The organism is Halobacterium yunchengense (assembly GCF_037031165.1).
Lineage (GTDB): Archaea > Halobacteriota > Halobacteria > Halobacteriales > Halobacteriaceae > Halobacterium > Halobacterium yunchengense.
Genome location: NZ_JAYEZL010000003.1, coordinates 242,779 through 268,176, shown reverse-complemented (window position 1 = coordinate 268,176; position 25,398 = coordinate 242,779). Strand labels below are relative to the sequence as shown.

Here is a 25,398-nt window from a genome sequence, read left to right as displayed (position 1 = left end):
CCTACGTACGCCTGCCCGCAGCGCCGCGGTAGCTCAGCTGGCCAGAGCAGTCGATTTGTAATCGACAGGCCGGGGGTTCGAATCCCCCTCGCGGCTCTCCCCGTCGTTCTCCTCGCCGAGCGCGGACTCGTGACGTCCGCGGGCGTGCCACGTCCGACGAGTCCGCTCGCCACGACCACCAGCACTGACACGGACCGCGCGGTCCAGCACTGACACGGACCGTGAGGCCCAGAACTGACACGGGCTGCGTGACCCTCGCAGTGACACGGACCGCGACGCGCGGCCAGAGACGCGAACCGCGACGCGAACCGTGGTGCGCGCCGCCTCGCCCCTCGGAGTCCGCGTCGGCTCGACGTCTCTGTGGTCGCCGAGCGACCGTCCATTACCCACGCCAGATACCTATACGTACAGACTACTCTCGATACGTACCGGGAAACTTACTGTTACTCGGCTGCCGGTGGTACCGTCGGAACGTTGCCGTCGACCTCCGCAGGGGTGGCCGACACCGAAGTCCACCGCCGGTCGACTGCTTCGAGACCTCCAGTTCGGCGACGCTGCGGTATCACGGGGCGCATAGCGCTTCTCGTGCACAAATCCGGTGGGTTCGGGCCGCTCGCAGTGGCGCGGCCAACTCGACCGAGCGAGTGAGCCTCGAACCCCGTATACCGGAGCTTTGCACTCGTCGAGGTCCGATCTCGGGTCAACGGTCTAGTGCTCACCGTGTCGGCCACGTCCGCGAGCGCCGCGACGCGCCCGGGACGGGGTTCTGGGCCACTGCCAGCCGCCGCGACCGCCCCATCGTGCCGCACGCTCCCGTGAAATATAAAATTGGTACACTGTATGCGGTTCTGTCTGTTGCTGGGTTCGGAGCTCGCTGACCCGGCGGTTCGGAGCACCGGAACCTGGCGGCTACCGCTCGAACTTGAGGTCGTGTTCGGGGTCCTCCGCGACGACCCACCAGTGCACGTCCGCCCTCGGGTGTCGGCGCTCGACGTGGTCCCGGAGCGCGCCGCCCGTCTCGAAGTCCTTGCCACAGAGGTTGCAGCGGTGATGGCGCTTGGGCATCGCGTGTCCACGTTCGACGCCGCCGCTATTGGATGCTCGGGTGCGGCGAGTGCCTCGCTCGCCCCGGCGGGCCGGGCTATGGCGGCGAATACTGAACCCCCTGGGGAGCGTACGTCCACACTCGGGGTCGTTCCATGGACATCACAGACATCGTATCGACGGAGTTCGAGACGTTCGACGGGGACGCGCGCGCCGCGGAGCTGGTGGGCGCGTTCCGCGAGACGAAAGCGAAAGCACTGGTCGTCACCGAGGACGGCGAGTACGAGGGCGTCGTCACGCAGCGCCGACTGAACTCGACGCACGTGGACCCGGACGCGAAGGCGCGCGGGCTCGTCTGGCACGTCGGCAAGGTCGACGTCGACGACGACGTCCGGACCGTCGCGCGGCTGATGGTCGGGAGCGACGCGAAAGTGCTCCCCGTGTTCGACGACGGCGACCTCGTCGGCGTCGTCACCGCTGACGCGCTGCTCGCGGAAGTACAGCCGTTCCTCCGCGTGCTCACCGTCGACGACGTCTACACGAGCGAGCTCGTCGCCGCGTCGCCGGACGCGACGCTCGGTGAGGTGCTGCACACGCTCCGCGAGGAGCGGATCACGCACCTCCCGGTCGTCGAGGACGACGAGCCCGTCGGCGTCGTCAGCCTCTACGACGTCCTCGACTTCACGGCGCGGGAACTCCAGCGCGGCCAGGGCGGGTCTCCGGGTGCCGGAGCGGGGAACACCCGGGGGAAGACCCACGGCGGGTTCGGCGAACGGGCCGGCGGGCTCGACCGCCTGCTGGACATCCCGGTCGAGGACGTGATGACGGCGCCGGTCGAGACCACGACGCGGGACCGGCGGCTCGACCACGCGGTCGGTGTGATGCTCGACGCCGGCATCTCGTCGCTCGTCGTCACGGCGGACGGCGACCCCGTCGGCATGGTCACCGACACCGACGTCCTCCGCGCGCTCACGTGGACCGGGGAGACGCGGCTGCCCGTCCAGATCACGAACGTCGACCTCCTCGACGACGTCGGACGCGAGGACGTCACGGAGATGATCGAGGGCGTCGCGTCGAAGTACGGCGACCTCGACGTCCTCGAGGCGAACGTCTTCCTCCACGAGCACGACGAGACGCTCCGCGGCACGCCCCTGATCATGGCGCGAATCCGCCTGTTCACCGACAAGGGGCACTTCGTCGGCACCGGCGAGGGGTACGGCGCCGGCCACGCGCTGCGGCTGGCGCGCAACGTCCTCGAGCGCCAGATCCTCGAGGGCAAGGAGTACGGCCGCACGAAGAAGCACCCGACGGAGGACTACTGGGCGAAGGTGTTCGGCTGGTGGCTCAGCGGCGCGCGCCGCCGGCGGTAGGCGTCGCCGGCCGCAGCCGCGGATTTCGCCCCGGCACAAACGTTAGGGACGACGCCGCCGTACGTCCTCGCATGCCCGACACGCGAGAGGGCCGCGACAAGAAGGGCCTCGACGAGGAGAACCGACAGCGGGAGCGCGAGGTCGAGACCGAACGCGAGGAGGCGGCCGCCGACGAGGACCGCCGCGAGCGACGCGAGGACGCCGAGGCCGACGACGAACTCGCCGGCGACGAGTAGCGCCGCGAGTGCGCTGCGGCGAGGGGGTAGCCACCGGGGAGTAGTGCCCCGAGTGCGTCGCCCACGTTTATGCACCTCGCTCGCGTCTGTGCGCGTGTCGATAGCATGCCCCAGAGAAAGCGAAGGCTCCCCGACAGCGTCGTGACTCGCCTGCGCGGGACGGACGATCGACCGGCGCCGTTCCCCGTCGACGTCGAGGACCGCGGCGACGAGTTCGTCGTGTCCGCGGAGCTCCCGGGACTGCGGAAACAGGACCTCGACGTGAGCGTCGACGGCGACCGGCTCCGGATCGCCGCCGACTTCGGCGGCGACGACGGCGGGACGTACCGCCGCCAGGAGCGCGACCGCGACCGCGGCGAACTGCGTCGCGTCGTCCGCCTACCCGAGCGCGTCGACGAGAAGCGCGTCTCCGCGTCCTACGACCGCGGCGTGCTGTGGGTCACGCTGAAGAAGCGCAACCGCCCGAAGCGCGTCGAACTGGAGTAGCTCAGTCCGCGCGCCAGGTGACTTCCCGGCGGTCGGCGGCGAGTCGATGGCCGGTGGCGAGTCGATGGCCGGTGGCGAGTCGATGGTCGGCGCAGCGTCCCTGTCGGCGGCGCGTCACTCCTCGGCCGCCTCGAGGGACGCGCGAGCCTGCTCGTCGGACACCTGGTCGAATGACTCGTAGAACTGGCCGACGGCCCCGAAGTACTGCGGGGTCTCCACGCAGACCACCGCGTCGGCCTCGCCGCGGAGTCGGTCGACCGTCTCCGGCGGTCCCACCGGGACGGCGAGTACGACCCGCGCGGCGCCCTCGCTGCGGACCTGCCGCAGGCAGGCGGTCGTCGTGGCGCCCGTCGCGACGCCGTCGTCGACGACGAGCACGGTCTTCCCGCGGAGGTCCAGCGGCGGCCGGTCGCCGCGGTACCGCCGGACCTTCTCCTCGGCGACGGCGCGCTCGCGCTCGACCGCCGCGTCGACGTAGTCGTCGCCGACGCCGAGGTCGCCGAGCAGGGAGTCGTTCAGCCAGACGGTGCCGTCGCTGGCGACGGCGCCGACGCCGAGCTCCGGGTTCCCGGGCGCGCCGAGTTTCCGCGCGGCGACGACGTCGAGCGGGACGCCGAGGCGGTCCGCGACGACGCGCCCGACCGGGAGGCCGCCGCGCGGAATCGCGAGCACGACGTCGGCGTCGACGCCGTCGGCCTCGAGTCGGTCGGCGAGCCGTCGGCCGGCGTCGGTTCGGTCGGTGAACATGGTGGGTGGCCCGGCCGGTGGTCCGTGGGCCCGTGCTCGAGTGCTTCGACGCCCAGGTAGTTCAACGGTTCGGCGCGGCGCACGCCGGACCGACCGGGCCAGGCGGCGAAGCGACCCTCGTCGGTCGTCGGGGCGAACGTCGGCGGTCGTTGGGCGACCCTCGTCGGTCGTCGGGGCGAACGTCGGCGGTCGTCGGGGCGAACGTTCACGGTGTCCGGTGCCGTCTCCTGGGCCATGGCCGCCCAGATTCGCGAGTCCGTGGCGATTCCGGCCGGGGACGTCGGACTCGACGGCGAACTCGTCGTTCCCGCCGGCGCTACCGGGCTGGTCGTCTTCGCGCACGGGAGCGGCAGCAGCAGGAAGAGCCCCCGAAACAACTTCGTCGCGGCGGTCCTCCGGGAGCGCGGCCTCGGCACGCTGCTGTTCGACCTGCTCACGGCCGAGGAGGACCGGACCTACGAGACGCGCTTCGACGTCGACCTGCTCACCGACCGCCTCCTCGCGGCGACCGAGTGGCTGCGCGGACGCGAGGGGACGCGGGACCTGCGCCTCGGCTACTTCGGGTCGAGCACCGGCGCCGCGGCGGCGCTGCGCGCTGCGGCCCGACTCGGCGACGACGTCGGCGCCGTCGTGTCCCGGGGCGGCCGCGTCGACATGGCGTCCGAACAGGTCCCGGACGTGACGGCCGCGACGCTGTTCGTCGTCGGCGGCGCGGACACCGACGTCCTCGCGCTCAACCGCGCGGCGTTCGCGGACCTCACCTGCAGGAAGGAACTGTCGGTCGTCGAGGGCGCCGGCCACCTCTTCGAGGGACCGGGGGAACTCGAGGCGGTCGCCGACCGCGCCGCTGCCTGGTTCGACGACCACCTGTCCTGAGTGACGCCGCGAGGCGGCGGAACTACTCGACCTCGATGCTGCGCGCGTCCTCGGTCTCGATCTTCGGCAGCGTGACGGTCAGCACGCCGTTCTTCATGCGGGCGTTCACGCCGTCCGTGTCGACCTCGTCGGGGAGCTGGACAGACCGGTGCATCGACTCGTGGCGGCGCTCGCGTCGCAGGTACTGGGCGTCCTCCTCCGCGAACTCCTCCTCGCGTTCGGCCTCGATGCGGAGCGTGTGGTCCGTGACCCGGATGTCGACGTCGTCCTTCTCGAACCCGGGCAGGTCGACGGCGACGACGAACTCGTCGTCGTGCTCGACGACGTCGACGGCCATCTCCTCGAACTCCGACCGCCACCGCTCGAGGGGGCCGTCGGACGCCCACATCCGGGACGGTTCGTCGAACTGGCGGCTCATCCGCTCGAAGAGGCGTTCCAGCTCCTCGAATGGGTTGCTGCGTGCGCTCATTGGTAGACCTCCGGGAGGACGTACGTCGACCACCACGAAAATAGTATGGGGTCGGCGGTCACCCGCCCCACTCGCCGCCGACGTCGTCCACGACCTGCTCGCGCCACTGTTCGAACCGCCGCGCGCACTCCGGTGCGTCCTCGAGGTGGTCGACGAACCCTGCGCCGCCGTCGGTCAGCTTCGCGCCACAGAACGGACAGAAGTCGGGGTCGTCCCACTCCGGCGAGTCCCGTGGCGGGTGCGAGTGTCCGGCCATACCACGCCGTTCGGCGGCCCGCGGAATATATCCTTCTGCGGCCGCCGCGGGGCTCGCCTGTGGTGTGGGGTCGCGACAGCGTCGCGCCGTCGCGACCGGTGCCCCGGCGGCCACTCTCGCGCCGGTGCCCCGGCGGCCACTCTCGTGACCGGCGCCCCGGCGGCCACTCTCGCGACCGATGCCCCGGAGGCCCCCGCCGTGTAACCCACGGCTAACTGATTACGGAACTACGTCTGTAACGGCCAGGGGCGAGCGCGAGTAACCGGCGCGTACCGGCCCTGCGACCGGTGGTCGCGCAGTCACTGGTACATGTTCGGCGTGGCGGACTCCTCGGCGTCGGCGTCCTGGGGCTCCGCAGTCTGGCGGTAGTGGCGGGCTATCTGTTCCATCTGCGCCCGGATCTGGTCGGCCTGTTCGTCGAGTTCGGTCGTGTCGACGTCGAAGTCGACGAGCGGTTCGAGCGCGGTCTCGATGACCGACCGGGCGGCCGCCGGGTCGGGGAGGTAGGGGTTGGCCTTCACCACGAGCACGGCCGCCGGGACGCCGGCGCGGTGGCACTTCGAGACCAGGGCGCCGGTGATGCCGCCGACCAGCCCGTACCCGGCCGCCGGGGTGACGCCCGCGTCCCGGAGCTGGGCTTCGACCGCGTCGGTCGTGGCGACGCCGAAGACGTCACCGAGCTCCGCTTCCGTCGCCGCGGGCGCCCCGGCGAGGAAGACCGCGCGCTCGAACTCCGCGGCGAGGTCCTCGAGGACGCACTCGCCGAGCGCGTCGAAGGCCCGACCGGGGAGCGCGAGGTCGCTCTGCAGCGTCATCACGGGCGGGTCCGCGCCGGCGTACACGCGGACCGGGTCGCGCACGCGTCCGTCCTTGAAGGACGCGACCGGGGGGAAGTCCGGCGAGACGACGCTCCCGTGGTGTTCGAGGTCCAGCTGTCGCGTGATCAGGTCGGCGGCGATGGCGGCGACCAGTCCGTGGCCGGGGAGCCCCTCGACGAGCGTCGGGGCCTCGGCGTCCAGTTCTGTCAGCCGTTCGAAGGTGACCGTGGGTTCGTGTGACATCGTCGGTAGTGTTGTGTGCTCGCGCGCGTTCGCTCGCCGCATTCAGTCCATCCACTCGGAGACGCCGAGGATCTTCTCGCAGACCGGACAGACCCAGACCGTGGCCACGCCTGCGTGGTCCTGTGGTTCGCCGCCGTTCGCCGGCGTGATCTCCTCCTCGCAGTAGGGACACCTTCCCGTCATGCACGCCACAGTTCTCGCCCGAGCACCAAGACAGTACGCCCGCCGCGGCTCAGTCGTACTCGACGCGCTGGAGTTCGTACCGGTAGGTCCTGCCCGCGGTCTTCACGACCAGGAACTGGCCGTCGGCCGTCCGCTCGAGGCGGTCGAAGTGGACGCCGAGGTTCCCCGGGTTCAGCGAGTCCGTCTCTTCGTCTACGCCGAAGTGCAGCGTCGCGGTGCCGTGACGGACGTCGTCGGCCTGCCGCGCTTCCACGGCGAGCGACGCGCCGCTCCGCCGGACGTCGACGTCGCCGGTGAGCTCCCACGTCCCGTCGCGGTAGCGAAGCTCCTTCCCTCGGAGTTCCTCCCAGCGGGATTCGACCATGCGTGCACGTTCGACGCGCACCCTCATCGACGTTTCGGCGCGAGGGCCGCGGTCGAGGCGCGCGCGCGACGCCGCTCACGGCGCGCGGCTGCCGCGACGCGTCGCCGGTTACCGCGCGACGCCGCTCACGCGTCGAGGTCGACGACGAGCCCGCGTCCCGCTCGCTCGAAGGTCGTCTCGAACGGCGCCGACCGCGCCCGCAGCCGCTCGCGGCTCCACGCGGCCGCCTCCTCGCCGGCCTCGTGGACCGCGCAGCCCTCGATCTCCGTGGGGTGCAAGCGGAGTTCGACGGGGGTCCCGGTGCGGGACAGCCGCACCTCGAACAGGAAGCTCCGGTCGTTCCGGAGGCGTTCGTCGACCGCGTAGTCGTCGACGAAGTCGCCGGTGTCGTACAGCACCGGCCGCCCGCGGTAGACCTCGACCCCCTGGAAGACGTGCGCGCTGTGGCCGTGGACGACGTCGACGCCCTCGTCGACGAGCCAGCGAGCGAACGCGCGGAACGAGTCCGGCGGCGTCTCGACCATGTTCGGCCCCCAGTGTAGCGACGCCACCAGCAGGTCCGGGTCGCGCGCTCGCGCCCGCTCCAGCGCGCCCTCGACGGCGGCCCGGCCCTCCTCGTCGTCGACGTCGAACTCGACGCGCGCCGTGCCGGGCGACGTCTCCGTCGCGGCGTACTCGGGGGTGTTGTCGGTGAGCGAGACGAACGCGACGTCGAGGTCCGCCACGGTCAGGGTGGCCGGCGCGAACGCGTCGGTGCGCGTCCGTCCGGCGCCGGCGCGCGCGATGCCGGCGTCCTCGAGGTGCGAGAGCGTGTCCTCGAGCGCCGGCACCTCGAAGTCGAGGACGTGGTTGTTCGCGAGCGCGCAGCAGTCCACGCCGGCGCGCTCGAGCGCGGGGACCGCCCACTCGGGGTCGGCCCGGAAGTGGAACGCGCGCTCCGTCCGCCGCCACGGCCGACCCCCGGTCGACAGACAGCACTCGAGGTTGACGAAGAGTCCGTCGAGCGCCCGCAGGCGGTCGAGCACGTCCCCCCAGACCGCCGCGACGGGTCGGCGTCGCTGGGACTCGTCGACGAGGCGGCCGAGCATCACGTCGCCCGTGAAGCCGAGTCGCGTACTCATCGGTCGAGCGTCGCGTGGTCGCGGTCGTCGGTGTCCGCGGCCGGGTCGAACGGTTCCACGTCCGTCCGTTCGCGCCGAACCCACAAAATACTGCACTAGCGTGGCTCCCTTCCGCAGTCCTCCATTGCGCGTCTGGCCACCACGGCTGTCGCTGACGACTCTCGCCCACTCGTCACTGTCGGGTCGTCGTTGTCCGGGTAGTCACTGTCGGGTAGTCACTGTCGGGTCGTTACCGTCGCTATCGCTCCCGGGTGAAATCACCGAAACAACAGAATCGTACACTGTAAAGAAATCGAATACTACTATTCTGGCAGAAACACCTTCTTTTGAGTCGTAAACAACTCAAATATCGTGTATCTGGGCGTTTTATGGGAATATCTGGAAGATTTTATCTGAGATACTAGCAAAATGTACTATTATGGCCGCGTCCAGCTGGCTGGCTTCCCGCGGTCTGTACGCCAGCTAATCAGTCTTTAAGTCGGCCAATGACCCGTACGAAGGTACTATTCGTTGCCCACCGATCAGCCCCCGAGTTAGTTACGGAAAGCTGTCTGTTCGACGTTCCTATCGAATAAGATAGTGTTATTTGGCGACTGAAGGCGGTGGCCGTCCGGCTCCCCTGGGTCGCTGTGCCGACTGTCGGTCGCGGCGGCGACAGGTCCGGTGTCGCTCTCAGACGCGCCAGCCGCGGTCGGTGTGGTTGAGGCGCTCGCCGCCGTCCTCGGTGACGACGACGAGGTCCTCGACGCGGACGCCGAACTCGCCCTCGAGGTAGACTCCGGGTTCGACCGAGAACACCATCCCGGGCTCCAGGGGGCGGTCGTTCCCGCCGACGACGTAGGGCTCCTCGTGGACCTCCAGGCCGACGCCGTGGCCCGTGCGGTGGACGAACTCGTCGCCGTAGCCGGCGTCCTCGATGACCTCGCGTGCCGCCGCGTCGACGTCCTCGGCCGGGACGCCGGGTTCGACGGCGTCGACGGCGGCCTGCTGGGCCTCGCGGACCACGTCGTGGACGCTCTCGAACCCCGCTGGCGGGTCGCCCTCGAAGACGACCGTGCGGGTCTGGTCGCTCGGGTAGCCGTCGACGCGCGTCCCGAAGTCCAGCACCACCGGGTCGCCCGGCCGGACCTCGCGGTCCGAGCAGTGGTGGTGGGGTTTCGCGCCGTTCGGGCCGCTGCCGACGATGGTCTCGAAGGACGTCCCGTCGCCGCCGTGGGCGACCAGGCGCTCCTCGACGAACCGCGCGAGGTCGGTCTCGGTCCTCCCGACCGCGTCCGCGCCGAGATCGCGGACGTCCCGCATCGCGGCGTCGGCCACCTCGGCGGCGCGCCGGAGCGCGTCCAGTTCGGCGTCGTCCTTCCGCACGCGCAGCGGCCCGAGCACCGCGTCCGCGAGCCCCCACGTGGCGTCCGGAACGGCCTCCCGGAGGTCCTGCGTGAACCGCGCCCACATCGTCGGGTCCACGAGCAGTTCCCCCTCGTCCAGCCCGAGGTCGCGGGCCGTCTCGGCGAGCAGCGGCAGCGGGTCCTCGACGTCCGTCCACAGTCGCAGGTCCTCGACCCACGTCGCCTCCCGGAGCTGGTCGGCGTACAGCTCCGGCGCGACGAACGCCGGGTCGCCCTCGGCGGGCACGAACAACAGGAGGTGGCGCTCGCCGGGCTCCTCGCCGAATCCGGCGAGGTACGAGAGGTTCGGACTCGGGAACAGGACGACGCCGCTGGCGCCGCGCTCCCGGAGTCGCCGCTGGCACTCGCGGGTGCGCTCCTCGTAGACGGACATACTCGCCGTCCGTCGCGCGGCAACCTAAACGCTCTGCCGTCCGCGGCGGCGCGGACGCGCCGCGGCCGGGTGACTACCGCGGTCCCGGCAGGTCGTCGGTGACGTCCTCGCCGCCGCGCTCGACGGCGTACGCCGAGCGGTCGGCCGGCGTGTAGAAGGACACGACCTCGCCCTCGACGCGGAACGCGTCGCCGGACTCGTCGCCGGTGCTGCCGACGATGGTCACCGTGCCGTCGCCGTTGTCGAGCACGCGGTCGTCGCCGTCCGCCGCGACGTCCCCGGTGCTCGCCGTCTCGGCGTCGCCGTCGACGACTGCGATGTACGCGAAGTCGTGGCCCGCGCGCGTCGACAGCACCGCGAGCGTCCAGGCGTCCGAGTCGCCCCCGTCGCCCGGCCGGTCGGTGGTCTCCGGGCGACTCGTGGTCGGTGTCTCCTCTGTCGGCGTGGTCGTCGGCGTCGCTGTGGTCGGCGTGGTCGTCGGCGTCGCTGTGGTCGGCGTGGTCGTCGGCGGCGTCGTGGTGGGTTCGTCCTGTGCGGTCGCACGGACCGGCACGACCACGCCGTCCTCGCGGACGGTCCCGGTGACGGTGCCCGCGTCGGCGTCGTGGTCGGCGTCGGCGACCTGCGTCCAGTCGTCGCCGTCGAAGCGCCAGAGGGCGACCGCCGCGTCGCCGACGTCGTCGAACGTGACGGTGACGCCCTCGTCGACGTCGGTCACGTCCAGGCCGCGGTCGGCCGCGAGGTCGCCGTCGGGCGGCGACGGGAGCGCCGTCGCGTCGGTCCCGCTCAGCGTGATCGGTTCCTGCTCGAAGGACGCGGTCGCCGCGCCGTCGACCCCCACTCCGGTCGCGGTCAGTTCGCCCTCCTCGGCGCGGACCGCCGGCCCGCCGTTGTCGCGGACGGTGACGTTCCGCAGGCGGTCGTCGTACGATGGCACTGCGTGGACGCCCGGTCCCGTGTTCCCCTCGACGACGGCGTCCCGGAGGACGTTCTCGCCGCTGTCGGAGAACCTGACGCCGGCGCCGTCGTTGTCCGCCAGCACCGCGTCCGCGACGGTGTTGCCGCGCGCGTCCGTCGACGCGTAGAGGCCGGCGGCCGCGTAGCCGTCGTTCCCGTTCCCGGTCGCCGTGAGGTCCCGGAGTTCGACGCCCGAGACCTCCTGCCAGAGCGCGACGCCGCGGTTCCGGTTGTCGGTCGCGGTCACGTCCGTGAACGCGCTGTCCTGGACCTCCCAGAGCGCGAGGCCGTTGTCGTTGCGGTCGACGTCGAGGCCGTCGACGGTCACGCCCTCCGCCTCTGCGACGTAGACGCCGGCGTTGCCGTTCTCGGACGCCGTGACGTCCCGGAGCGTCGCTTCCGTGTCGAGGCCGCGTGCGTCCCCGACCTGGACGCCGCGCTCCCAGCCGCGTGCCGCGACGTCCCGGACGGTCACGTCGCCGAGCGTCTCGTCGGTCGATTCGGCCGGCGCGCCCGCGTAGACGAGCACGCCGACGCTGTCCTCGGTGCCGTCCCCGACCACGGCGTGCCCGTTGCCGTCGACGGTGACGCCGCTCGCGCGGACGTGCAGGCACGGGCCGTCGCTGCCCCGGAGGTCGGCGGTGAGTTCGTACGTCCCGGGTTCCGTGATTGTCGTGCAGTCGTCGAGGGGCGTCGCGTCCGCCTGCGCGGCGCCGTCGGTCGGGAGGACTGCGGAGTCGGACAGCGGTGCGGCGGCGGCCAGGCCGCCGAGAACGACGACGAGCGCGACGGCGGCGACGCGGAGCGAGGGCATGGGGAACGTGACGGCGACGGCGTTGGTCTGTGTTCTGTCCAGGTGGCGTCGCGTGCCGACACGGATGCGACCGGTCGGCGTCGCCCACCGACCGGGTGGCGTCGCCGTCCCGACAGGTCGCATTCGGAGCGCCGTCGGCGTGTCTCCCACATTTATCCGGCGGGTCGCGTACCGTGCGGTATGTCGATTCGCGAGTCGGTCGCGGACGCGCTCGCCGGGCGGACGCTCCAGCTGGTCGGCGCGGTGTTCGGAGTCGGAGCCCTCGCACACGCCGCGCTGTGGGCGCAGGCGTCGGACCGCGACGTCGACGCGGCGGTGGCGTCGGAGGGCGTCGCCGCTGCGGCGCCGGCCGTCGCGACGTACGCGCAGTCCCACCCGGCGTACGTGCTCGCGCTGCTGGCCGGCGCTGTCCTGCTCGTGCGGCGGCCCTGAACGCGGCGCCGCCGGAAGGCTCTATGTGCTCCGGGTCGAGACGCCACCGTGTACCGGAGTGGTCACTACGGCGTCGCGCTGCTCGCGTACGCCCCCGTGCTGTACGTGCTCGCAGCCGCCGGCCGCGTCGCGACGGCCGCGGTCGGCCTCGCGCTGGTGGTGTCGCTGACGACGCTGCCGGACGCCGACCACGAACTGCCGCTGGTCGATCACCGCGGCGTCACGCACACGCTGCTGTTCGCCGGCCTCGTGGGCGGAGCGGTCGGCGGCGGCGTCTGGCTGGCCGGCGACGCGGGCGTGCTGGCGTTCGCGTCGGCCGCGACGGCGCAGCTGGCGGTGGCCGCCGCCGCGCTCGCGGCGTTCGCCGTCCTCGCGCACCTGCTCGCCGACGCGCTGACGCCCTCGGGCGTGGCGCTGTTCTGGCCGGTGTCGAGCCGCCGCTACTCGCTCGGGCTGGCGTCCGCGGACAGCACGCTCTGGAACCTCGGGCTGTTCGGCGCGGGCGTGCTCGCGACGGGCGGCGCCGCGCTGCTCGCCTCGCCTGTCTACTGAGTTACAGAAATTCGTTTTCGGGAGTGCTTATACTGGGCGTCCACGTAGCCTCGCGCATGAGCGGTTCCGACACGCCCCTCGACGGCGCTCCCCTCGGCCCGGACGGCGGCCTCGACGACAGCCTGCCGCCCGCCGAGGCGTTCGCGCTGCTCGGCAACGAGACGCGCATCACCATCCTGCAGGAGCTGTGGCTCGCGCCCGAGCGACCGGTCGCGTTCTCCGACCTCCGCAAGCGCGTGGGGATGCGGGACAGCGCGCAGTTCAACTACCACCTCTCGAAGCTCACCGACCACTTCGTGCGGCAGGTCGAGGGCGGCTACGAGTTCCAGTACGCCGGCGAGAAGGTCGTCCGCGCCATTCTCGCGGGGACGTTCACCGAGCGCGTCACCCTGGAGTTCCCCGTGGAGGGCGAGTGCTTCGACTGCGGCGGCGACCTGGAGGCGGCGTACAGCGACGAGCGCCTCGCCGTCCGCTGCACGGACTGCGAGAGCACGTACGGCCGGTACGCGTTCCCGCCGGGCGGCCTCCGCGACCGCTCGACGACCGAGATCGAGGCGGCCTTCGACCAGCGCGTCCGCCACCTCCACTGCCTCGCGGCGGACGGCGTCTGCCCGGAGTGCGGCGGCCGCATGGACACGTCGGTCGTCCCGGACGGCGAGGACCGCCTCGGCCTGGACGTCCGCGTCGACCACACGTGCGCGCAGTGCCAGCACACCATCTCGTCGCCGGTCGGCCTGTCGCTGCTCGACGACTCGCGCGTGGTGGCGTTCCACGCCGAGCACGGCGTCGAACTGAACAGCCGGAAGCACTGGACCCTCGAGTGGTGCGTGACCGACGAGACGACCACCTACGAGGCGGACCCGACGCGCGTGCGAGTGACCATCCCCCTGGAGACCGAGGCGATGGACGTGACCCTGGACGGCGACCTCCAGGTGGTGAGCGCGGAGCGGCGCTGCCGGGACGCCGCCGACGACTCCGGTCGCGTGTCCGCGGACTGACTGGCCGTCCGGGAGCCGACCGTCGCCCGTCGACCGCCGGCCGCTGACCGCCCGCCGCCGCCCGCCGACCGCTGACCGCCCGTCGACTGCGGATATTCCGTCTGTCTTACCGGAAGATTATTCTTGGAGTCGCGGCGTTGTACTCGCGGGTCGCGCACCCGTCTCGCCGGCGCTCAGAGGCACGGCCGGGACCGACCTCCCCCCTCGAACGGACGCCCCCGGTTCTTCGACGGACGGCCTCTCGACTCTCCCGCGGACGGACGGCCTTATCCCTTCTCGCGCGCAACCAGCGGCCATGGAGACAACGACGGAGAGCACGTACCGCGTGCTCGGCGGCGCGCCGGAGCGCGACGACGCGCTCCTGCTGGTGGACCGCGCCGACTACGAACCGGTGCGCGTCGCAGCCGACGGCGACGACGGTCTCGCCGACGACGTCGCCGCGCTCCGCCCCGGCTACCTCGTCGACGCGACGCTCGCGTGGGACGACGGCGACGCCCGCTTCGCCGCCCTCGACGTCCGGAAGCGCACGCTCCTCACGTTCGCCGACGCCGTCACGGGGCTGTTCGAGGCCGCCCTCGAGACCATGGAGGAGGCCCACCAGTCCGGCGAGGGCGTCACCGGCCGCCCGACGTTCAGCACCGACGGCGAGCCGAACGGCGCCGTCTACGCGTTCGCCGAACAGCCCGGCGAGCGCGACGTCTTCGACGAGATCCGCCGCGGCGCCCTCCCCATCGAACCGCTCGTCGACCGCCTCGACGACCACGAGGACTGCGAGCACGAACTGTTCGTCTTCCGGCCGCTCGAACACGACTTCGTCGTCGTCTATCTCGTCCTGCAGAAGGACTCCGTGCTCGCGGACACCGTCCGCGACACCTACGACTGCCCGCGCCCCGCGGAAGTCTGAGGGCCGCTCCGCCCCGAGCCGACCGCCCCCTGATTACAGTTTCGGCCGTTCAATCGCGGTTTGACTTTCCTGGGCCTTTTAAGCCTCGTCGGTGCGACGACACGCACACCGGTCCCCGGAACGGCCGCCCTCCCGCTCTCCAGCGGCAGCGCCGCCGGGGTCCCCGACAACCCATGAACCGACGAGCCCTGGTCGCACTGGCGGTCGCCGCGATGCTGGTCGTTCCAGCCGCCAGTGCGGTCGCGACTCCGCAGCAGCACAGCCCCGGCGACGGCGGGTCCGACACCGCCGTCGCGCAGGAATCACCGGACGACGACGAGGAGCGCAACTACACGCGCCTCTACGTCGACGAACAGTACCAGCACCTCCGCCTCCAGCCCGGCGAGAGCGAGACGTTCACGATCAGCGTCGAGAACGGCGAGGACGAGGCCGTCACGCTCTCGCCGGACCTGTTCGTGCCGCCGCGCGGCGAACGCCCCGTCTCCGAGGACTGGGTGTCCGTCGGGACCGACGACCTCGAACTCGACGCCGGCGAGACCCGGGAGTTCGACGTCACGGTCTCCGTCCCCGAGGACGCCGAGATCAGCCGCTACGGCGGCGCCATCGCGCTGACGGACGAGACCATCTCCTACCCGGGCCGCCCCGCACAGCCCGTCAACGGCGTCTCCCTCAGCGTGGAGGTCTGGCAGGAGCCGACCGTGCGCGTGCTCTCGGACACGTACGTCCACTCGCAGGTGCAGGCCGGCGACTCGTTCACGCGCGAGATCGTCGTCGAGAACACCGGCGACGAGGCGGTCCCCGTCAACCCCGAACTCGTCACCGAGGATCGCTACCGGCCGTACGACGACCGCGAGACGCTCGACCGGTCGTGGGTCGAGTTCGACGCGCCCAACGAAATCGGCGCCGGCGAGCGCGCGACCATCGAGGTCAACGTGTCGCCGCCCGCGAACGCCGAGCGCGGCGACTACCGCGCCGAAGTCGACCTCGGCCTGAAGGACCCCGCCCGTTCGGACCGCTCCTCGCACTGGCAGCGCGTCAGCGTCCGCTTCCAGGTGTGGACTCAGCCCGAGGAGCCCTTCGAGACGAGCTTCGACGTCAGCGAGGAGACCGAGGACGTGACCATGACGCTGTCCGCCGGCCGCTACGGCGGCGTCGAGGGCGCGTCCGCCGACTTCGACGTCACGTTCGTCTCGCCGGACGGCGAGGAGGTCGACGCCGAGCGCGTCGGCGTCTCGAACCGCGGCTCCGTGAACCTCGGCGAGAACCGCCGGGCGTCCGGCGACGACGGCACGTACTCGTCGGGCGGCGAGACCCAGGAGTTCACGTACCGCCTCGAGGACCCCGACTCCGGCGAGTGGTCCGTTCGCATCACGCCGGAGAACGCGATGCAGTTCGGCTACGAGATCGTGCGCAACGAGAGCGCCTGACGGCGCTCACTCCCAGAACTCGCCTTCTTTCGCGCGCCGCGCCGGCCAGCGGCAGCGCCGTCTCGACGGCGACAGCGCTCCGGGACCGTGGACTCGGCGACGCTGGTCACTCGGACTCGGCGAGTCGCAGCAGGTCCGCGAGCGTCCGCGTGACCGGCGCGTCGACGTCGTGCGCGGCGGCGCGCCGCGCGACCTCGCCGTACAGCGCCTCGACCTCCGTCCGGCCGCCAGCCTCGAGGTCCTGGCGCATCGACGAGCGGTTCGTCGCGGTCCGGCGCGCCACCGTCCTCGTCCGCTCGACGGCGTCCTCGGGCGCGTCGACGCCGCAGACCTCGGCGACTGCGACGCCCTCCGCGACCGCGCCCTCCAGCAGTCGCCGGCCGGCCGGCTCGTCGACCAGCGCGCCGTTCCGGACGCGCGCCAGCGCCGTCGGCGCGTTGACCCCGAGGTTCACCAGCACCTTCGCCCAGACGGCGCGTTCGGGGTCGTCCGTGACCGCGGTCTCGATGCCGGCGGCCGAGAGCAGCGCCGCCGTCTCGCGGACGCGGTCGTCGTTCGCCGCGAACCACCGACCGACGGTCGTGTCGCCGCGCCCGGCGTGCCGGAGGTGGCCCGGCCCCTCCAGCACCGCGCCGTGGCTGGTCGTCCCGACGACGACGCGCTCGTCGGGCACGCGCTCGGCGACCGTCTCGGCGTTGCCGAGCCCGTTCTGGAGCGTCAGCACCTCCGCGTCGTCGAGGTGCGGCGCGACCCCCGCGAGCGCCTCGGCGGTGTCGTAGCTCTTCACGCACACCACGAGCAGGTCCGCGCGCGCCGCGGCGGCCCGGTCGCTCGTCGCGGCCACGTCGACGGTCGTCTCGCTGCCGTCGGGGCGTTCGAACCGCAGTCCGCGCTCGCGGACGCGGCGCTCGTGTTCGCCGTCGCGGCCGAGCAGCGTCACCGACGCGCCGGCGGCGGCGCCCTCGTCGGCCGCCGCGAGCGACCCCGCCACCAGCGACCCGATGGCACCCGCGCCGAGGACGACCACGTGCATGGTCGCGCCTACGGACAGCGGCGCCAAAGCGTCCGGGGTTCGGCGGCGGCCGCGGCAGTCTTTTGTAGCCGCCCCGCCACTGCGCGAGACATGGACCGACGCGACGGCCGCGGCCAACTGCTGCTCGTGGCGGCGCTGGGGCTGGCGGTCGCGTTCGTCGTGCTCGCGCTCGTGCTGAACGCGGTCGTGTACACGGAGAACCTCGCGACGCGCAACCACGGCCAGACCGACGACGTGCTCGGGTACGAGCGCGGCGCCGAGTCCGCGGTCGGCGGCCTCGTCGCGGCGTCGAACCGCGAGAACCACACGGACTACGGGACCCTGGGCGCGGCGCTCGAGGCGGACGTCGCGACGTGGGACGAGAACGCGTCGGTGCTCGCCGCGGCGGGCGGCCACGTCACCGAAGCGTCCGTGGCGGGCGTCGAGAACGGCACGCGCGTCCTGCAGTCCGACCGGCGCGCGTTCACCAACGCCGCCGGCGACGGCGACTGGACCGCCGCGACCGGCGCTGACGGGACGCGGCGGTTCCACGTGGTCGCGACGCCGACGTCGTCGACGGACCCGTTGACGTTCACCGTCGCGGACGGGACGGCGTCGTGGTCGGTGCGCGTCGCGGCGGACGGCGGCGCCACCGACGTGACCGTCAGTCGGAACGGCAGCCAGGTCGCGGCACACACGCACGGCGCCGACACCGTCTCGCTGGACCTGACAGAGGGGACGGTGAACGGCACGAGCGTCGAGAACTGGACGTACGCCGAGGGCGTGACTCCGAGCTACGACCTCGCCGTCGAACACGGCGGGAACGCCGAGGGGCGGTACGTGTTCGTGGTCGACCGGCCGCGCCCGGCGCTGCTCGCCGCCCTCCCGGGCGGCACCTACGAGGACGCGTACGCCGACGCCTCGCCGCGGTCGACGCCGGCGATCTACCGGGCCGACGTGGCCGTCTCCGCGGTGGACGACCGCGTGACCTACGCGACGAACGCCTCCGTCGCGCCCGAGTCGGGGCCGGACGACCCCGTCCCGGCCGCCTGATTCAGGAGATAGTCACTCGCTTCCGAGTGGCAATTTCTAGGGCTTCCCCCGAGGTTCAAGCGGCTTGCCACCGACTAGCGTGCTATGGAGTTGCACGGACGGAGCGTGCGCGACGACGTCCGCGAACTCGGCCAGCGGCTCGGGGACGCCGTTCGCGCGCACGAGCACGCCGCCGCCTACGACGCAGTGGAAGCCGCGCGCACCGCCGCGATCGACTACCGGCGCGGCGACAGCGAGGACCGCACCGCCCTCCGCGAGGTGGTCGCGGACGCCGACGCCGCGGGCTGCGAGGACCTCGCGCGGGCGTTCACCGGCTACTTCGAACTCGTCAACCTCGCGGAGGAGCGCGAGCGCGTCCGGGCGGTGCGCCGCGGCGACGCCGCCGACGACCTCGCCGACAGCGTCGCCGCGGCCGTCGAATCGCTCGCCGCGGACGGCGCGTCAGCCGCGGACGTCGCCGGCGTCCTCGAGGACGTCCGCGTCGTCCCGACGTTCACCGCCCACCCGACGGAGGCGCGCCGCAAGACCGTCAAAGCCCACCTGAACCGCGTCCGGGCGCTGCTCGAGGAACTGGACGAGCGCCGGCTCACGCCGAGCGAGCGGCGCCGCCACTGGGCGCGCATCGAGGCCATCGTCGAGGCGCTGTGGACGACCCGGCGCGTCCGCGACCGCCAGCCCACGCCGTTCGACGAGGCCCGGGACGTCCAGTGGTACCTCGCGAACGCCGTCTACGACGTCGTCCCCGAGGTCTACGACGAACTCGAGGACGCGCTCGCCGACCACTACGACGACCCGCCGGACGTCCCGACCGTCCTCGAGTTCCGGTCCTGGGCGGGCTCGGACCGCGACGGCAACCCCTTCGTCACCACGGAGACCACCGAGCGCGTCCTCGACCGCCAGCGGCGGCTCGTCTGCGAGCGGTACGTCGACGACCTCGACGACCTCGCGGGCGTCCTCTCCACGGCCGACGACCGCGTCCCCGACGACGCCATCGCGGACGTGCTCGCGGCCGCCCGCGAGGAGTCCCCGCGCGTCGTCGAGTCCGCGGTCGGCCGCTACCCGGGCGAGCCGTTCCGGCAGGCGGTCGCCGTCGTCCGCGAGCGCGTCGACCGCGTCACCGACGTCCGCCCCGGCGGCTACGAGGACGCCGCGGAACTCACCTCGGACGTCCGCGACCTCCTCGCCGCCGTCCGCGACGCCGGCCTCGACCGCGTCGCCGACGAGCACGTCGCGCCGCTCGCTCGGCGCGTCGAGACGTTCGGCCTCCACCTCGCCGCCCTCGACCTCCGCGACCACCGAGAGAAGCACACCCACGCCGTCGCCGAGGCGCTCGCCGCCCAGGGCGTCGACTACGCCGGCATGGACGAGGCCGAACGCGTCGACTTCCTCACCGAGGCGGCCCTCCAGGACGAGCCCGTGCTGGACCTCGCGGACACCGGAGACGTCGGCGACGAGGCGGCGCGCGTCCTCGACCGGTTCGACGCGCTCGCCGACTGGCACCGCGAGTACGGCCCCGAGGCCATCGACGCGTACTGCATCAGCATGACCGAGCAGCCGAGCCACGTCCTCGAGGTCGTCTTCCTCGCCGACCAGGCCGGCGTCGTCGCGCTCCCCGAGCACGCCGGCGTCGACGTCGTCCCGCTGCTGGAGACGCGGTCGGCGCTCTCGAACGCCCGCGACATCCTCGGCACGCTGTTCGAGAACGACGCGTACGGCGCGCTCGTCGACGCCCGGGATGGCACGCAGGAGGTGATGCTCGGCTACTCGGACTCCAACAAGGAGAACGGCTTCCTCGCCGCGAACTGGCAGCTCGACCGCGCCCAGCGCACGCTCGCCGCCATCTGCGAGGACCACGGCGTGGACGTCCGGTTCTTCCACGGCCGCGGCGGCTCCATCTCGCGCGGCGGCGGCCCCATGAACGAGGCGCTGCTCGCGCTCCCGAAAGAGACCGTCACCGGGGACGTGAAGTTCACCCAGCAGGGCGAGTCCATCGCGGAGACCTACGGCAACCCCAGGGTCGCGGAGCGCGAACTCGAGCAGATGCTGAACGCGCAACTGCGCTCCCGGCACGCCGCCGTCTCCGAGACCGACCCCTCGCTGCCCGACGACTGGGAGGCCGCGATGGAGACGATGGCCGAGACCGCGCGGGCGGCCTACCGCGACCTCCTCGAGACGGAGGGATTCGTCTCCTACTTCGAGGCGGTCACGCCCATCGAGGTGGTGGAGAACCTCAACCTCGGGTCCCGGCCAGCGTCCCGGTCCGGCGAGCGGGAGGTCGAGGACCTGCGCGCCATCCCCTGGGTGTTCTCGTGGACGCAGACGCGTTGCATCCTCCCGGGCTGGTACGGTCTCGGCGCCGGACTGGCCGCCCTCGACGACGACGCCCTCCTCCGCGAGATGTACGAGGAGTGGCCGTTCTTCCGGACGACCGTCGACAACGCCGCGCTCGCGCTCGCGCGCAGCGAGCCCGAGATCGCCGCCGAGTACGCCGCGCTCGCGCCCGAGGACCTCCGCGAGCGCTTCCAGCCCCGCATCGACGACGAGTACGAGCGCGCCGTCGACGAGGTCCTGTCCGTGACGGACCGCGCGGACCTCGTCGACCGCGAGTGGCTGCGGGACAGCCTCGACCGCCGCAACCCCTACGTCGACCCCCTGAACCTCGTGCAGGTGGAGCTGCTGTCCCGGAACCACCGCAGCGAGACCGCCGAGCGCGCGCTCCGCCTCTCGGTGATGGGCGTCGCCGCCGGCATGCAGAACACCGGCTGAGGGCCGTCGGCGTCGGGGGCGACGTGCAGAACACCGGCTGAGGGCCGTCGGCGTCGGGGGCGACGTGCAGAACACCGGCTGAGGGCCGGTGGCGTCGCCGCCGGCATGCAGAACACCGGCTGAGGGCCGTCGGCGTCACGGGGCACGCTCCGACTGTCCGGCAGTTCCGCCGACTTCCGTGTCCTTAACCGCGCGAACCGTCTTCCGGCGAGTAGATGCCGCCAGCCATCCGCACCGACGACCTCGTGAAGGAGTACGGGGACGTCCGGGCGCTCGACGGGCTCTCGCTGTCCGTCCCCGAGGGCTCGTTCTTCGGGCTGCTCGGGCCGAACGGCGCGGGGAAGACGACGTTCATCGAGACGCTCGTCGGCCTCGTGCGGAAGACCAGCGGGACCGCCGAGGTGTTCGGACACGACGTCGAGGACGACTACCGGGAAGCCAGGGACGCCATCGGTCTCGCGCCCCAGGAGTTCAACGTCGACCGGTTCTTCCCCATCCGGGAAGTCCTCCTCCACAAGGCCGGCTACCACGGCGTCCCCCGGGACGAAGCCGAACGCCGCGCCGCGGCGGCCCTGGAGACGGTCGGCCTCGACGGGAAAGCGGAGACGCGCTTCGACTGGCTCTCCGGCGGCATGAAGCGGCGGTTCATGCTCGCGCGAGCGATGGTCACCGACCCCGACCTCCTCATCCTCGACGAACCCACCGCGGGCGTCGACGTGGAGCTCCGCCACGACCTCTGGGACGTCATCCGCGGCCTCAACGACGACGGCACCACCGTCCTCCTCACCACGCACTACATCGAGGAGGCCGAACGCCTCTGCGACGAGGTCGCCATCATCGACTCCGGTCGCAAGGTCACCGTCGCCACGCCGGACGAGCTCACCGAGCGCGGCACCGACACCGTCTCGCTGACGCTCGACGCGCCGCCCGCCGGGACGCCCGAGGTCGCCGCGGACGGCGTCGGCGACGTGACAGTCGACGGCCGGACGGTCACGCTGCGCGCGCGCAACGGCAGCGAGGCCGTCCCGGTCGCCGTCCGCCAGCTGGAGTCGGCCGGCCACCGCGTCCGCGACGTCGACGTCTCCCGCACCAGCCTCGAGGACGTCTTCGTCGACGTCACGCGCACGGGCGGCGCCGCGAGCGACGGCAGCGCCGGCGACGTCGACGCCGACGGCGAGACCGCGGACGACCGCGAGCGCGGCGAACAGGAGGTGTCGCCGTGAGCCTCGCGTCCCGCGGCCTGCGCGCGCTCACGCACCGCGAGATCCTGCGGTTCGTGCGACGGCCGTACAACACGTTCCTGCCGCCGTTCGTCACGAACGTCCTCTACTTCAGCGTGTTCGGCGTCATCCTCGGCGAGCGCATCAGCGAGGTCGGCGGCGTCCCCTACATCCAGTTCATCCTCCCCGGGCTCGTGACCCTCGGCGCCGTGTCGAACGCCTTCGAGAACGCCTCCTTCTCCATCTTCCACGGCCGCTGGAACGAGTACATCCACGAGGCCGTCACCAGCCCGCTGGCGTACTGGGAGATGGTGGTCGCGTACGTCGTCTCCTCGGCGCTCCGCGGCGTCCTCATCGGGTTGCTCATCGGCGCCATCGGCGCCGCGTTCACGCCCGTCCGCTGGCCCGCGAACCCCTTCTACGCGGTCGCGTTCCTCGCGGTCATCACCACGCTGTTCGCCGCGTTCGGCGTCGTCGGCGGCCTCGTCGCCGAGGACTTCGACCACCTCACCGTCCTGAACCAGTTCATCCTCCGGCCGCTCGTGTTCTTCGGCGGCGTCTTCTACAGCCTGGACGCGCTCGCCGGCGCCGCGCTCACCGTCAGCTACCTCAACCCGATGGTGTACATGGTCAACGGCGTCCGGTACGGGGTCATCGGCGTCTCCGACATCGAGCCCGACACCGCGCTCGTCGTGCTGGCGGCCCTCACCGCGGTCGTCGTGGCGTTCGACGTCTGGCTGTTCCGGCGCGGCTACGGCCTCACCGACTAGGGCCGGCCCCCGGTCCGCGAGCACCGCCGCCGCCACTCGCGCAGGCCGACGAGCGCGTACAGCACGCCGACGGCGCGCGTCAGCGGGTACGTCCACGACCGCCACTCGACGTCCTCGGGGTTCTCGTACCCGAGCGCCGTCGACCAGTCGACGAACCGCCGCGGCGCGAGCGCCAGCGCCGCGCCGACGGCGCCGAGGAACAGCTTGAACGCCGAGAACGCGCGCTCGGAGCGCCACGCGAAGAACAGCCAGAGGACGCCCTCGGCGCGCGCGGCGGCCACCACCCAGGGCTTCCGTTCGAGCGCACCCGCGTCCGCCGCGGCGAGCCGCTCGCCGAACTCGACGACCGCTTCCGGGAAGAGGATCTCCGCGACGCCGACGGCAGCGAACAGTCGCTCGAGCATACTGACACCTACGACGAGCACCAGCAAAAACCTACTCCGGACCGCCGGGATTTTTCGTGGTGTGCGCGAGTGCACCGAACGTGCCGACCGTCAGTCACCGCGCGTTCGCCGCGTCCGCGGCCGGCCTCGGCGTCCTCGCGCTCGCCCACGCCGCGCTCACGTGGCCGCCGGCGGCCGTCCTCGCGTTCTTCGCGGGCGGCGCCGCCGTCGCGTTCGTCGCGGAAGCCGTCGTCGTCAACCTCGGCTGGCTCGAACACCACGTCGGCCCGAAGGCGCTCGGCGTCCCGCTGTACGTCCTGCTCGCGTGGGTGGGAACGCTGTACGTGGCGTTCCGCGTCGCGCTGCTCGTCACGACGGACTGGCCGGCCGTCGCGCTCACCGCCGTTCTCGCCACCGGCTACGACGTCCTCTCGGACAACCGGGGCGTCGCGGACGGCCGCTGGACGTACACCGACGACCTGCCCGGACCGCGCCACGGCGCGGTGCCGTGGTGGAACTACGCCGGCTGGCTGCTCATCAGCGCCACGACCGCCGCGTTCGGGACGCTCGCGCTGTAACCGAAACACCTACCGGCCTCGCTCGGACACCCGCGAACGATGCCCTCCCCTGTCAGCGAAGGGACGGACGTGCGGGTCGGCGTGCTCGCGCTCGTCGAGCGAGCCGGCTCGGTCCTCTTCGAGCGCCGCACCGCCGACGAGGATTCAGAACGCTACTGGGGACTGCTCGCCGGCGGGAAGACCGCAGCGGAGTCGACGGTCGACGCCGCCAGACGCGAGGTCCGCGAGGAGACCGGCCTCGAGTTCCACCCCGAGCGCGTCGTCGGCGTCTTCGACCACGAGAGCCACTACGACACCGGCACGACGTGGACGGTCGTCGCGCTCGCCGGTCCCGCGGACGGCACGCCGGACACCGACCGCGAACCCGGGAAGCGCGACCGCCTCGACTGGTTCCCGGTCGACGACCCACCGGCGCCGCTGCATCCCACGACGGCACTGTTCTACGAGGCGCGGGCCGCGGACGGACTGCACCCAGAGCTGTAGGCGTCGACGCGTCGCCGCAGGCGGGAGCGACCGCCGTCAGGCCGACAGCAGGACCGTGTCGCCGTCCGGCTCGACCGCCACGTCGTACCCGAAGTCCTCGAGCAGCGAGACGCACGTCTCGACGTGGGTCGTCACGGCCGGCGCGCGGATCTCGCCGCCCGCGAGCGCGACGTACGGCAGCAGCTGGTCGGCGAGGTACTCGTCCACCGCGGCGTCGCCGTCCTCGAACGCCTCGAAGCGCTCGACCGCGTCCGCGCCGACCGCCTCGGGCTCTCTGCCCATCTCGCCGAGCGCCGCGAAGCCGGCGCGGCTGTGCTCGTACTCAGCGGCGAGCACGAACGCCGACCCCGTGCAGTCGGCCGGCTCGTAGGACGTCCGGACGTCCGCCGCCTCGGGCGCGGCGTCGGCCTGGCGTTCGGCCTCCTCGTCGTCGGCCATCGACTCCTCGGCGACCGAGTACGCGGTCAGGGACTCGCGGTCCCCGCGCTCGGTGAGTTCGACGGACGCCAGCGTCGAGGGCTCGACGGTGAGCGTCGCCTCGCCGCCGCCGCGCGGGTAGAAGCCGCGGCGGTCCAGGGTCGCGTCGGCCTCGAGGCCGTGGGCTCGCAGCAGGGGGAGTTTGACGTGCCGGAAGTAGTCGAACGGCGGCGCCCACTTCGCGTCGGTGCCGCCCTCCAGGCGCGCGGTGAACGCCTCCTCCAGCGCGACGGCGACCGGGAGCAGCGCGTCGAACACGAGCGGGACGCTGCCCGCGGTGCCGACCTCGACGGCGACGCTGCCGCCGAGCACGCGCTCGTCGTCCTCGACGTCGGCCTCGCCGGGCTCGAACGTGAACGACTCGGAGCCGACCTCGACGCCCGTCGTCGCTGCGTCGCAGGCCGCCGCGACGGCCTCGATGGCCGCGCAGTGCTGGGCCTGGAGGCCGGGGTTCGCGCGGGCCCGTCTGACGTGCCGCATCCGGAACGGTTCGCCTGTGACCGCGGAGAGTGAGAGCGCGGTGCGGACCAGTTGGCCGCCGCCGTCGCCCCCGTCGAGAATGTTCATACCTGGTACGAGG

General features: G+C 72.3%; 28 protein-coding genes and 1 tRNA gene. 16 read left to right on the top strand and 13 right to left on the bottom strand.

The features are described 5' to 3' along the window. Nucleotides 1-22 precede the first annotated feature (22 nt). Nucleotides 23-96 (top strand) — tRNA-Thr (locus tag U5911_RS10440). 813 nt (nt 97-909) lie between these two features. On the opposite strand, the gene U5911_RS10435 is transcribed toward U5911_RS10440, so the two are convergent. After that, the gene (locus U5911_RS10435; RefSeq protein WP_336036978.1) at nt 910-1,065 is read right to left on the bottom strand and encodes a C2H2-type zinc finger protein; all 156 of its coding nucleotides are present in this window, start codon (nt 1,063-1,065) and stop codon (nt 910-912) included. A gap of 134 nt (nt 1,066-1,199) precedes the next feature. On the opposite strand from U5911_RS10435, the gene U5911_RS10430 reads away from it, so the two are divergent. The 3 genes from U5911_RS10430 (at nt 1,200) to U5911_RS10420 (ending at nt 3,136) form a co-directional block, all read left to right on the top strand. Next, nucleotides 1,200-2,414, top strand: a complete 1,215-nt coding sequence (locus tag U5911_RS10430; RefSeq protein ID WP_336036977.1) for a CBS domain-containing protein — start codon at nt 1,200-1,202, stop codon at nt 2,412-2,414. Between the two features lie 71 nt (nt 2,415-2,485). Beyond that, nucleotides 2,486-2,650, top strand: a complete 165-nt coding sequence (locus tag U5911_RS10425) for a hypothetical protein (RefSeq protein ID WP_336036976.1) — start codon at nt 2,486-2,488, stop codon at nt 2,648-2,650. A gap of 105 nt (nt 2,651-2,755) precedes the next feature. After that, entirely contained in the window at nt 2,756-3,136 is a 381-nt protein-coding gene (locus U5911_RS10420; RefSeq protein ID WP_336036975.1) for an Hsp20/alpha crystallin family protein, read from the top strand. A gap of 114 nt (nt 3,137-3,250) precedes the next feature. Here U5911_RS10420 and U5911_RS10415 read toward each other — a convergent pair whose 3' ends face one another. Beyond that, nucleotides 3,251-3,883 (bottom strand): phosphoribosyltransferase, encoded by a 633-nt coding sequence (locus tag U5911_RS10415; RefSeq protein WP_336036974.1) that lies wholly within the window; start codon nt 3,881-3,883, stop codon nt 3,251-3,253. A gap of 234 nt (nt 3,884-4,117) precedes the next feature. Between U5911_RS10415 and U5911_RS10410 the strand changes: the two genes are divergently transcribed. After that, complete coding sequence (locus tag U5911_RS10410; protein ID WP_336036973.1) at nt 4,118-4,759, top strand: dienelactone hydrolase family protein; 642 nt, start codon at nt 4,118-4,120, stop codon at nt 4,757-4,759. A 22-nt stretch (nt 4,760-4,781) separates the two neighbouring features. Here U5911_RS10410 and U5911_RS10405 read toward each other — a convergent pair whose 3' ends face one another. The 8 genes from U5911_RS10405 to U5911_RS10370 all read right to left on the bottom strand — a co-directional run bounded on the left by U5911_RS10405 (nt 4,782) and on the right by U5911_RS10370 (nt 11,763). After that, nucleotides 4,782-5,228 carry an Hsp20/alpha crystallin family protein gene (locus tag U5911_RS10405; protein ID WP_336036972.1) on the bottom strand — a complete coding sequence of 149 codons (447 nt, stop codon included), beginning with the start codon at nt 5,226-5,228 and terminating at the stop codon, nt 4,782-4,784. Between the two features lie 58 nt (nt 5,229-5,286). Next, nucleotides 5,287-5,484: a DUF7501 family protein gene (locus tag U5911_RS10400; protein WP_336036971.1), complete on the bottom strand. Its 198-nt coding sequence runs from the start codon at nt 5,482-5,484 to the stop codon at nt 5,287-5,289. Between the two features lie 299 nt (nt 5,485-5,783). Next, complete coding sequence (locus U5911_RS10395) at nt 5,784-6,545, bottom strand: proteasome assembly chaperone family protein (protein WP_336036970.1); 762 nt, start codon at nt 6,543-6,545, stop codon at nt 5,784-5,786. Between the two features lie 42 nt (nt 6,546-6,587). Continuing rightward, nucleotides 6,588-6,728: a hypothetical protein gene (locus U5911_RS10390; protein ID WP_336036969.1), complete on the bottom strand. Its 141-nt coding sequence runs from the start codon at nt 6,726-6,728 to the stop codon at nt 6,588-6,590. A gap of 49 nt (nt 6,729-6,777) precedes the next feature. Beyond that, nucleotides 6,778-7,092 carry a sortase family protein gene (locus U5911_RS10385; protein WP_336036968.1) on the bottom strand — a complete coding sequence of 105 codons (315 nt, stop codon included), beginning with the start codon at nt 7,090-7,092 and terminating at the stop codon, nt 6,778-6,780. A 125-nt stretch (nt 7,093-7,217) separates the two neighbouring features. Beyond that, nucleotides 7,218-8,213, bottom strand: coding sequence for a CapA family protein (locus tag U5911_RS10380; RefSeq protein ID WP_336036967.1), 996 nt, complete (start codon nt 8,211-8,213; stop codon nt 7,218-7,220). Nucleotides 8,214-8,885: 672 nt separating this feature from the next. Beyond that, complete coding sequence (locus U5911_RS10375; RefSeq protein WP_336036966.1) at nt 8,886-9,992, bottom strand: M24 family metallopeptidase; 1,107 nt, start codon at nt 9,990-9,992, stop codon at nt 8,886-8,888. A gap of 73 nt (nt 9,993-10,065) precedes the next feature. Beyond that, the gene (locus U5911_RS10370) at nt 10,066-11,763 is read right to left on the bottom strand and encodes a right-handed parallel beta-helix repeat-containing protein (RefSeq protein ID WP_336036965.1); all 1,698 of its coding nucleotides are present in this window, start codon (nt 11,761-11,763) and stop codon (nt 10,066-10,068) included. A gap of 180 nt (nt 11,764-11,943) precedes the next feature. On the opposite strand from U5911_RS10370, the gene U5911_RS10365 reads away from it, so the two are divergent. From U5911_RS10365 to U5911_RS10345, 5 genes are all read left to right on the top strand, one after another. Beyond that, nucleotides 11,944-12,195 carry a hypothetical protein gene (locus U5911_RS10365; RefSeq protein WP_336036964.1) on the top strand — a complete coding sequence of 84 codons (252 nt, stop codon included), beginning with the start codon at nt 11,944-11,946 and terminating at the stop codon, nt 12,193-12,195. Nucleotides 12,196-12,243: 48 nt separating this feature from the next. After that, nucleotides 12,244-12,747, top strand: a complete 504-nt coding sequence (locus tag U5911_RS10360) for a metal-dependent hydrolase (protein WP_336036963.1) — start codon at nt 12,244-12,246, stop codon at nt 12,745-12,747. A 56-nt stretch (nt 12,748-12,803) separates the two neighbouring features. Then, complete coding sequence (locus U5911_RS10355; RefSeq protein ID WP_336036962.1) at nt 12,804-13,745, top strand: winged helix-turn-helix domain-containing protein; 942 nt, start codon at nt 12,804-12,806, stop codon at nt 13,743-13,745. 295 nt (nt 13,746-14,040) lie between these two features. Continuing rightward, entirely contained in the window at nt 14,041-14,649 is a 609-nt protein-coding gene (locus tag U5911_RS10350; RefSeq protein ID WP_336036961.1) for a DUF6663 family protein, read from the top strand. 173 nt (nt 14,650-14,822) lie between these two features. Next, a complete protein-coding gene (locus U5911_RS10345; RefSeq protein WP_336036960.1) occupies nt 14,823-16,076 on the top strand; it encodes a hypothetical protein in 1,254 nt (417 codons plus the stop codon). Between the two features lie 106 nt (nt 16,077-16,182). On the opposite strand, the gene U5911_RS10340 is transcribed toward U5911_RS10345, so the two are convergent. Continuing rightward, nucleotides 16,183-17,109: a ketopantoate reductase family protein gene (locus U5911_RS10340; protein WP_336036959.1), complete on the bottom strand. Its 927-nt coding sequence runs from the start codon at nt 17,107-17,109 to the stop codon at nt 16,183-16,185. A 90-nt stretch (nt 17,110-17,199) separates the two neighbouring features. Here U5911_RS10340 and U5911_RS10335 point away from each other — a divergent pair, with 90 nt between their 5' ends. The 4 genes from U5911_RS10335 to U5911_RS10320 all read left to right on the top strand — a co-directional run bounded on the left by U5911_RS10335 (nt 17,200) and on the right by U5911_RS10320 (nt 22,897). Continuing rightward, nucleotides 17,200-18,141: a hypothetical protein gene (locus U5911_RS10335; protein ID WP_336036958.1), complete on the top strand. Its 942-nt coding sequence runs from the start codon at nt 17,200-17,202 to the stop codon at nt 18,139-18,141. 84 nt (nt 18,142-18,225) lie between these two features. Continuing rightward, the gene (ppc, locus tag U5911_RS10330) at nt 18,226-20,907 is read left to right on the top strand and encodes a phosphoenolpyruvate carboxylase (RefSeq protein WP_336036957.1); all 2,682 of its coding nucleotides are present in this window, start codon (nt 18,226-18,228) and stop codon (nt 20,905-20,907) included. Nucleotides 20,908-21,122: 215 nt separating this feature from the next. Continuing rightward, nucleotides 21,123-22,130: an ABC transporter ATP-binding protein gene (locus U5911_RS10325; protein ID WP_336036956.1), complete on the top strand. Its 1,008-nt coding sequence runs from the start codon at nt 21,123-21,125 to the stop codon at nt 22,128-22,130. Then, entirely contained in the window at nt 22,127-22,897 is a 771-nt protein-coding gene (locus U5911_RS10320; protein WP_336036955.1) for an ABC transporter permease, read from the top strand. Before U5911_RS10325 ends, U5911_RS10320 begins: the two co-directional genes overlap by 4 nt. On the opposite strand, the gene U5911_RS10315 is transcribed toward U5911_RS10320, so the two are convergent. Next, nucleotides 22,894-23,301 carry a hypothetical protein gene (locus U5911_RS10315; RefSeq protein WP_336036954.1) on the bottom strand — a complete coding sequence of 136 codons (408 nt, stop codon included), beginning with the start codon at nt 23,299-23,301 and terminating at the stop codon, nt 22,894-22,896. The genes U5911_RS10320 and U5911_RS10315 overlap by 4 nt on opposite strands. Before the next feature lie 80 nt (nt 23,302-23,381). Between U5911_RS10315 and U5911_RS10310 the strand changes: the two genes are divergently transcribed. Continuing rightward, the gene (locus tag U5911_RS10310; protein ID WP_336036953.1) at nt 23,382-23,858 is read left to right on the top strand and encodes a carotenoid biosynthesis protein; all 477 of its coding nucleotides are present in this window, start codon (nt 23,382-23,384) and stop codon (nt 23,856-23,858) included. A 39-nt stretch (nt 23,859-23,897) separates the two neighbouring features. After that, a complete protein-coding gene (locus U5911_RS10305; protein ID WP_336036952.1) occupies nt 23,898-24,341 on the top strand; it encodes an NUDIX domain-containing protein in 444 nt (147 codons plus the stop codon). A gap of 36 nt (nt 24,342-24,377) precedes the next feature. Here U5911_RS10305 and rtcA read toward each other — a convergent pair whose 3' ends face one another. Then, nucleotides 24,378-25,385 (bottom strand): RNA 3'-terminal phosphate cyclase, encoded by a 1,008-nt coding sequence (gene rtcA / locus U5911_RS10300; RefSeq protein ID WP_336036951.1) that lies wholly within the window; start codon nt 25,383-25,385, stop codon nt 24,378-24,380. Nucleotides 25,386-25,398: the final 13 nt, after the last annotated feature.

What these genes read in the sequence shown, in the direction of transcription:
- U5911_RS10355 (WP_336036962.1), top strand. Translation starts at nt 12,804, where the DNA reads ATGAGCGGTTCCGACACGCCCCTCGACGGCGCTCCCCTCGGCCCGGAC.
- U5911_RS10425 (WP_336036976.1), top strand. Translation starts at nt 2,486, where the DNA reads ATGCCCGACACGCGAGAGGGCCGCGACAAGAAGGGCCTCGACGAGGAG.
- U5911_RS10420 (WP_336036975.1), top strand. Translation starts at nt 2,756, where the DNA reads ATGCCCCAGAGAAAGCGAAGGCTCCCCGACAGCGTCGTGACTCGCCTG.
- U5911_RS10340 (WP_336036959.1), bottom strand. Translation starts at nt 17,109, where the DNA reads ATGCACGTGGTCGTCCTCGGCGCGGGTGCCATCGGGTCGCTGGTGGCG.
- U5911_RS10405 (WP_336036972.1), bottom strand. Translation starts at nt 5,228, where the DNA reads ATGAGCGCACGCAGCAACCCATTCGAGGAGCTGGAACGCCTCTTCGAG.
- U5911_RS10380 (WP_336036967.1), bottom strand. Translation starts at nt 8,213, where the DNA reads ATGAGTACGCGACTCGGCTTCACGGGCGACGTGATGCTCGGCCGCCTC.
- U5911_RS10390 (WP_336036969.1), bottom strand. Translation starts at nt 6,728, where the DNA reads ATGACGGGAAGGTGTCCCTACTGCGAGGAGGAGATCACGCCGGCGAAC.
- U5911_RS10305 (WP_336036952.1), top strand. Translation starts at nt 23,898, where the DNA reads ATGCCCTCCCCTGTCAGCGAAGGGACGGACGTGCGGGTCGGCGTGCTC.
- U5911_RS10345 (WP_336036960.1), top strand. Translation starts at nt 14,823, where the DNA reads ATGAACCGACGAGCCCTGGTCGCACTGGCGGTCGCCGCGATGCTGGTC.
- U5911_RS10335 (WP_336036958.1), top strand. Translation starts at nt 17,200, where the DNA reads ATGGACCGACGCGACGGCCGCGGCCAACTGCTGCTCGTGGCGGCGCTG.
- U5911_RS10435 (WP_336036978.1), bottom strand. Translation starts at nt 1,065, where the DNA reads ATGCCCAAGCGCCATCACCGCTGCAACCTCTGTGGCAAGGACTTCGAG.
- U5911_RS10430 (WP_336036977.1), top strand. Translation starts at nt 1,200, where the DNA reads ATGGACATCACAGACATCGTATCGACGGAGTTCGAGACGTTCGACGGG.
- U5911_RS10325 (WP_336036956.1), top strand. Translation starts at nt 21,123, where the DNA reads ATGCCGCCAGCCATCCGCACCGACGACCTCGTGAAGGAGTACGGGGAC.
- U5911_RS10315 (WP_336036954.1), bottom strand. Translation starts at nt 23,301, where the DNA reads ATGCTCGAGCGACTGTTCGCTGCCGTCGGCGTCGCGGAGATCCTCTTC.
- rtcA (WP_336036951.1), bottom strand. Translation starts at nt 25,385, where the DNA reads ATGAACATTCTCGACGGGGGCGACGGCGGCGGCCAACTGGTCCGCACC.
- U5911_RS10400 (WP_336036971.1), bottom strand. Translation starts at nt 5,484, where the DNA reads ATGGCCGGACACTCGCACCCGCCACGGGACTCGCCGGAGTGGGACGAC.
- U5911_RS10365 (WP_336036964.1), top strand. Translation starts at nt 11,944, where the DNA reads ATGTCGATTCGCGAGTCGGTCGCGGACGCGCTCGCCGGGCGGACGCTC.
- U5911_RS10415 (WP_336036974.1), bottom strand. Translation starts at nt 3,883, where the DNA reads ATGTTCACCGACCGAACCGACGCCGGCCGACGGCTCGCCGACCGACTC.
- ppc (WP_336036957.1), top strand. Translation starts at nt 18,226, where the DNA reads ATGGAGTTGCACGGACGGAGCGTGCGCGACGACGTCCGCGAACTCGGC.
- U5911_RS10375 (WP_336036966.1), bottom strand. Translation starts at nt 9,992, where the DNA reads ATGTCCGTCTACGAGGAGCGCACCCGCGAGTGCCAGCGGCGACTCCGG.
- U5911_RS10370 (WP_336036965.1), bottom strand. Translation starts at nt 11,763, where the DNA reads ATGCCCTCGCTCCGCGTCGCCGCCGTCGCGCTCGTCGTCGTTCTCGGC.
- U5911_RS10395 (WP_336036970.1), bottom strand. Translation starts at nt 6,545, where the DNA reads ATGTCACACGAACCCACGGTCACCTTCGAACGGCTGACAGAACTGGAC.
- U5911_RS10410 (WP_336036973.1), top strand. Translation starts at nt 4,118, where the DNA reads ATGGCCGCCCAGATTCGCGAGTCCGTGGCGATTCCGGCCGGGGACGTC.
- U5911_RS10385 (WP_336036968.1), bottom strand. Translation starts at nt 7,092, where the DNA reads ATGGTCGAATCCCGCTGGGAGGAACTCCGAGGGAAGGAGCTTCGCTAC.
- U5911_RS10350 (WP_336036961.1), top strand. Translation starts at nt 14,041, where the DNA reads ATGGAGACAACGACGGAGAGCACGTACCGCGTGCTCGGCGGCGCGCCG.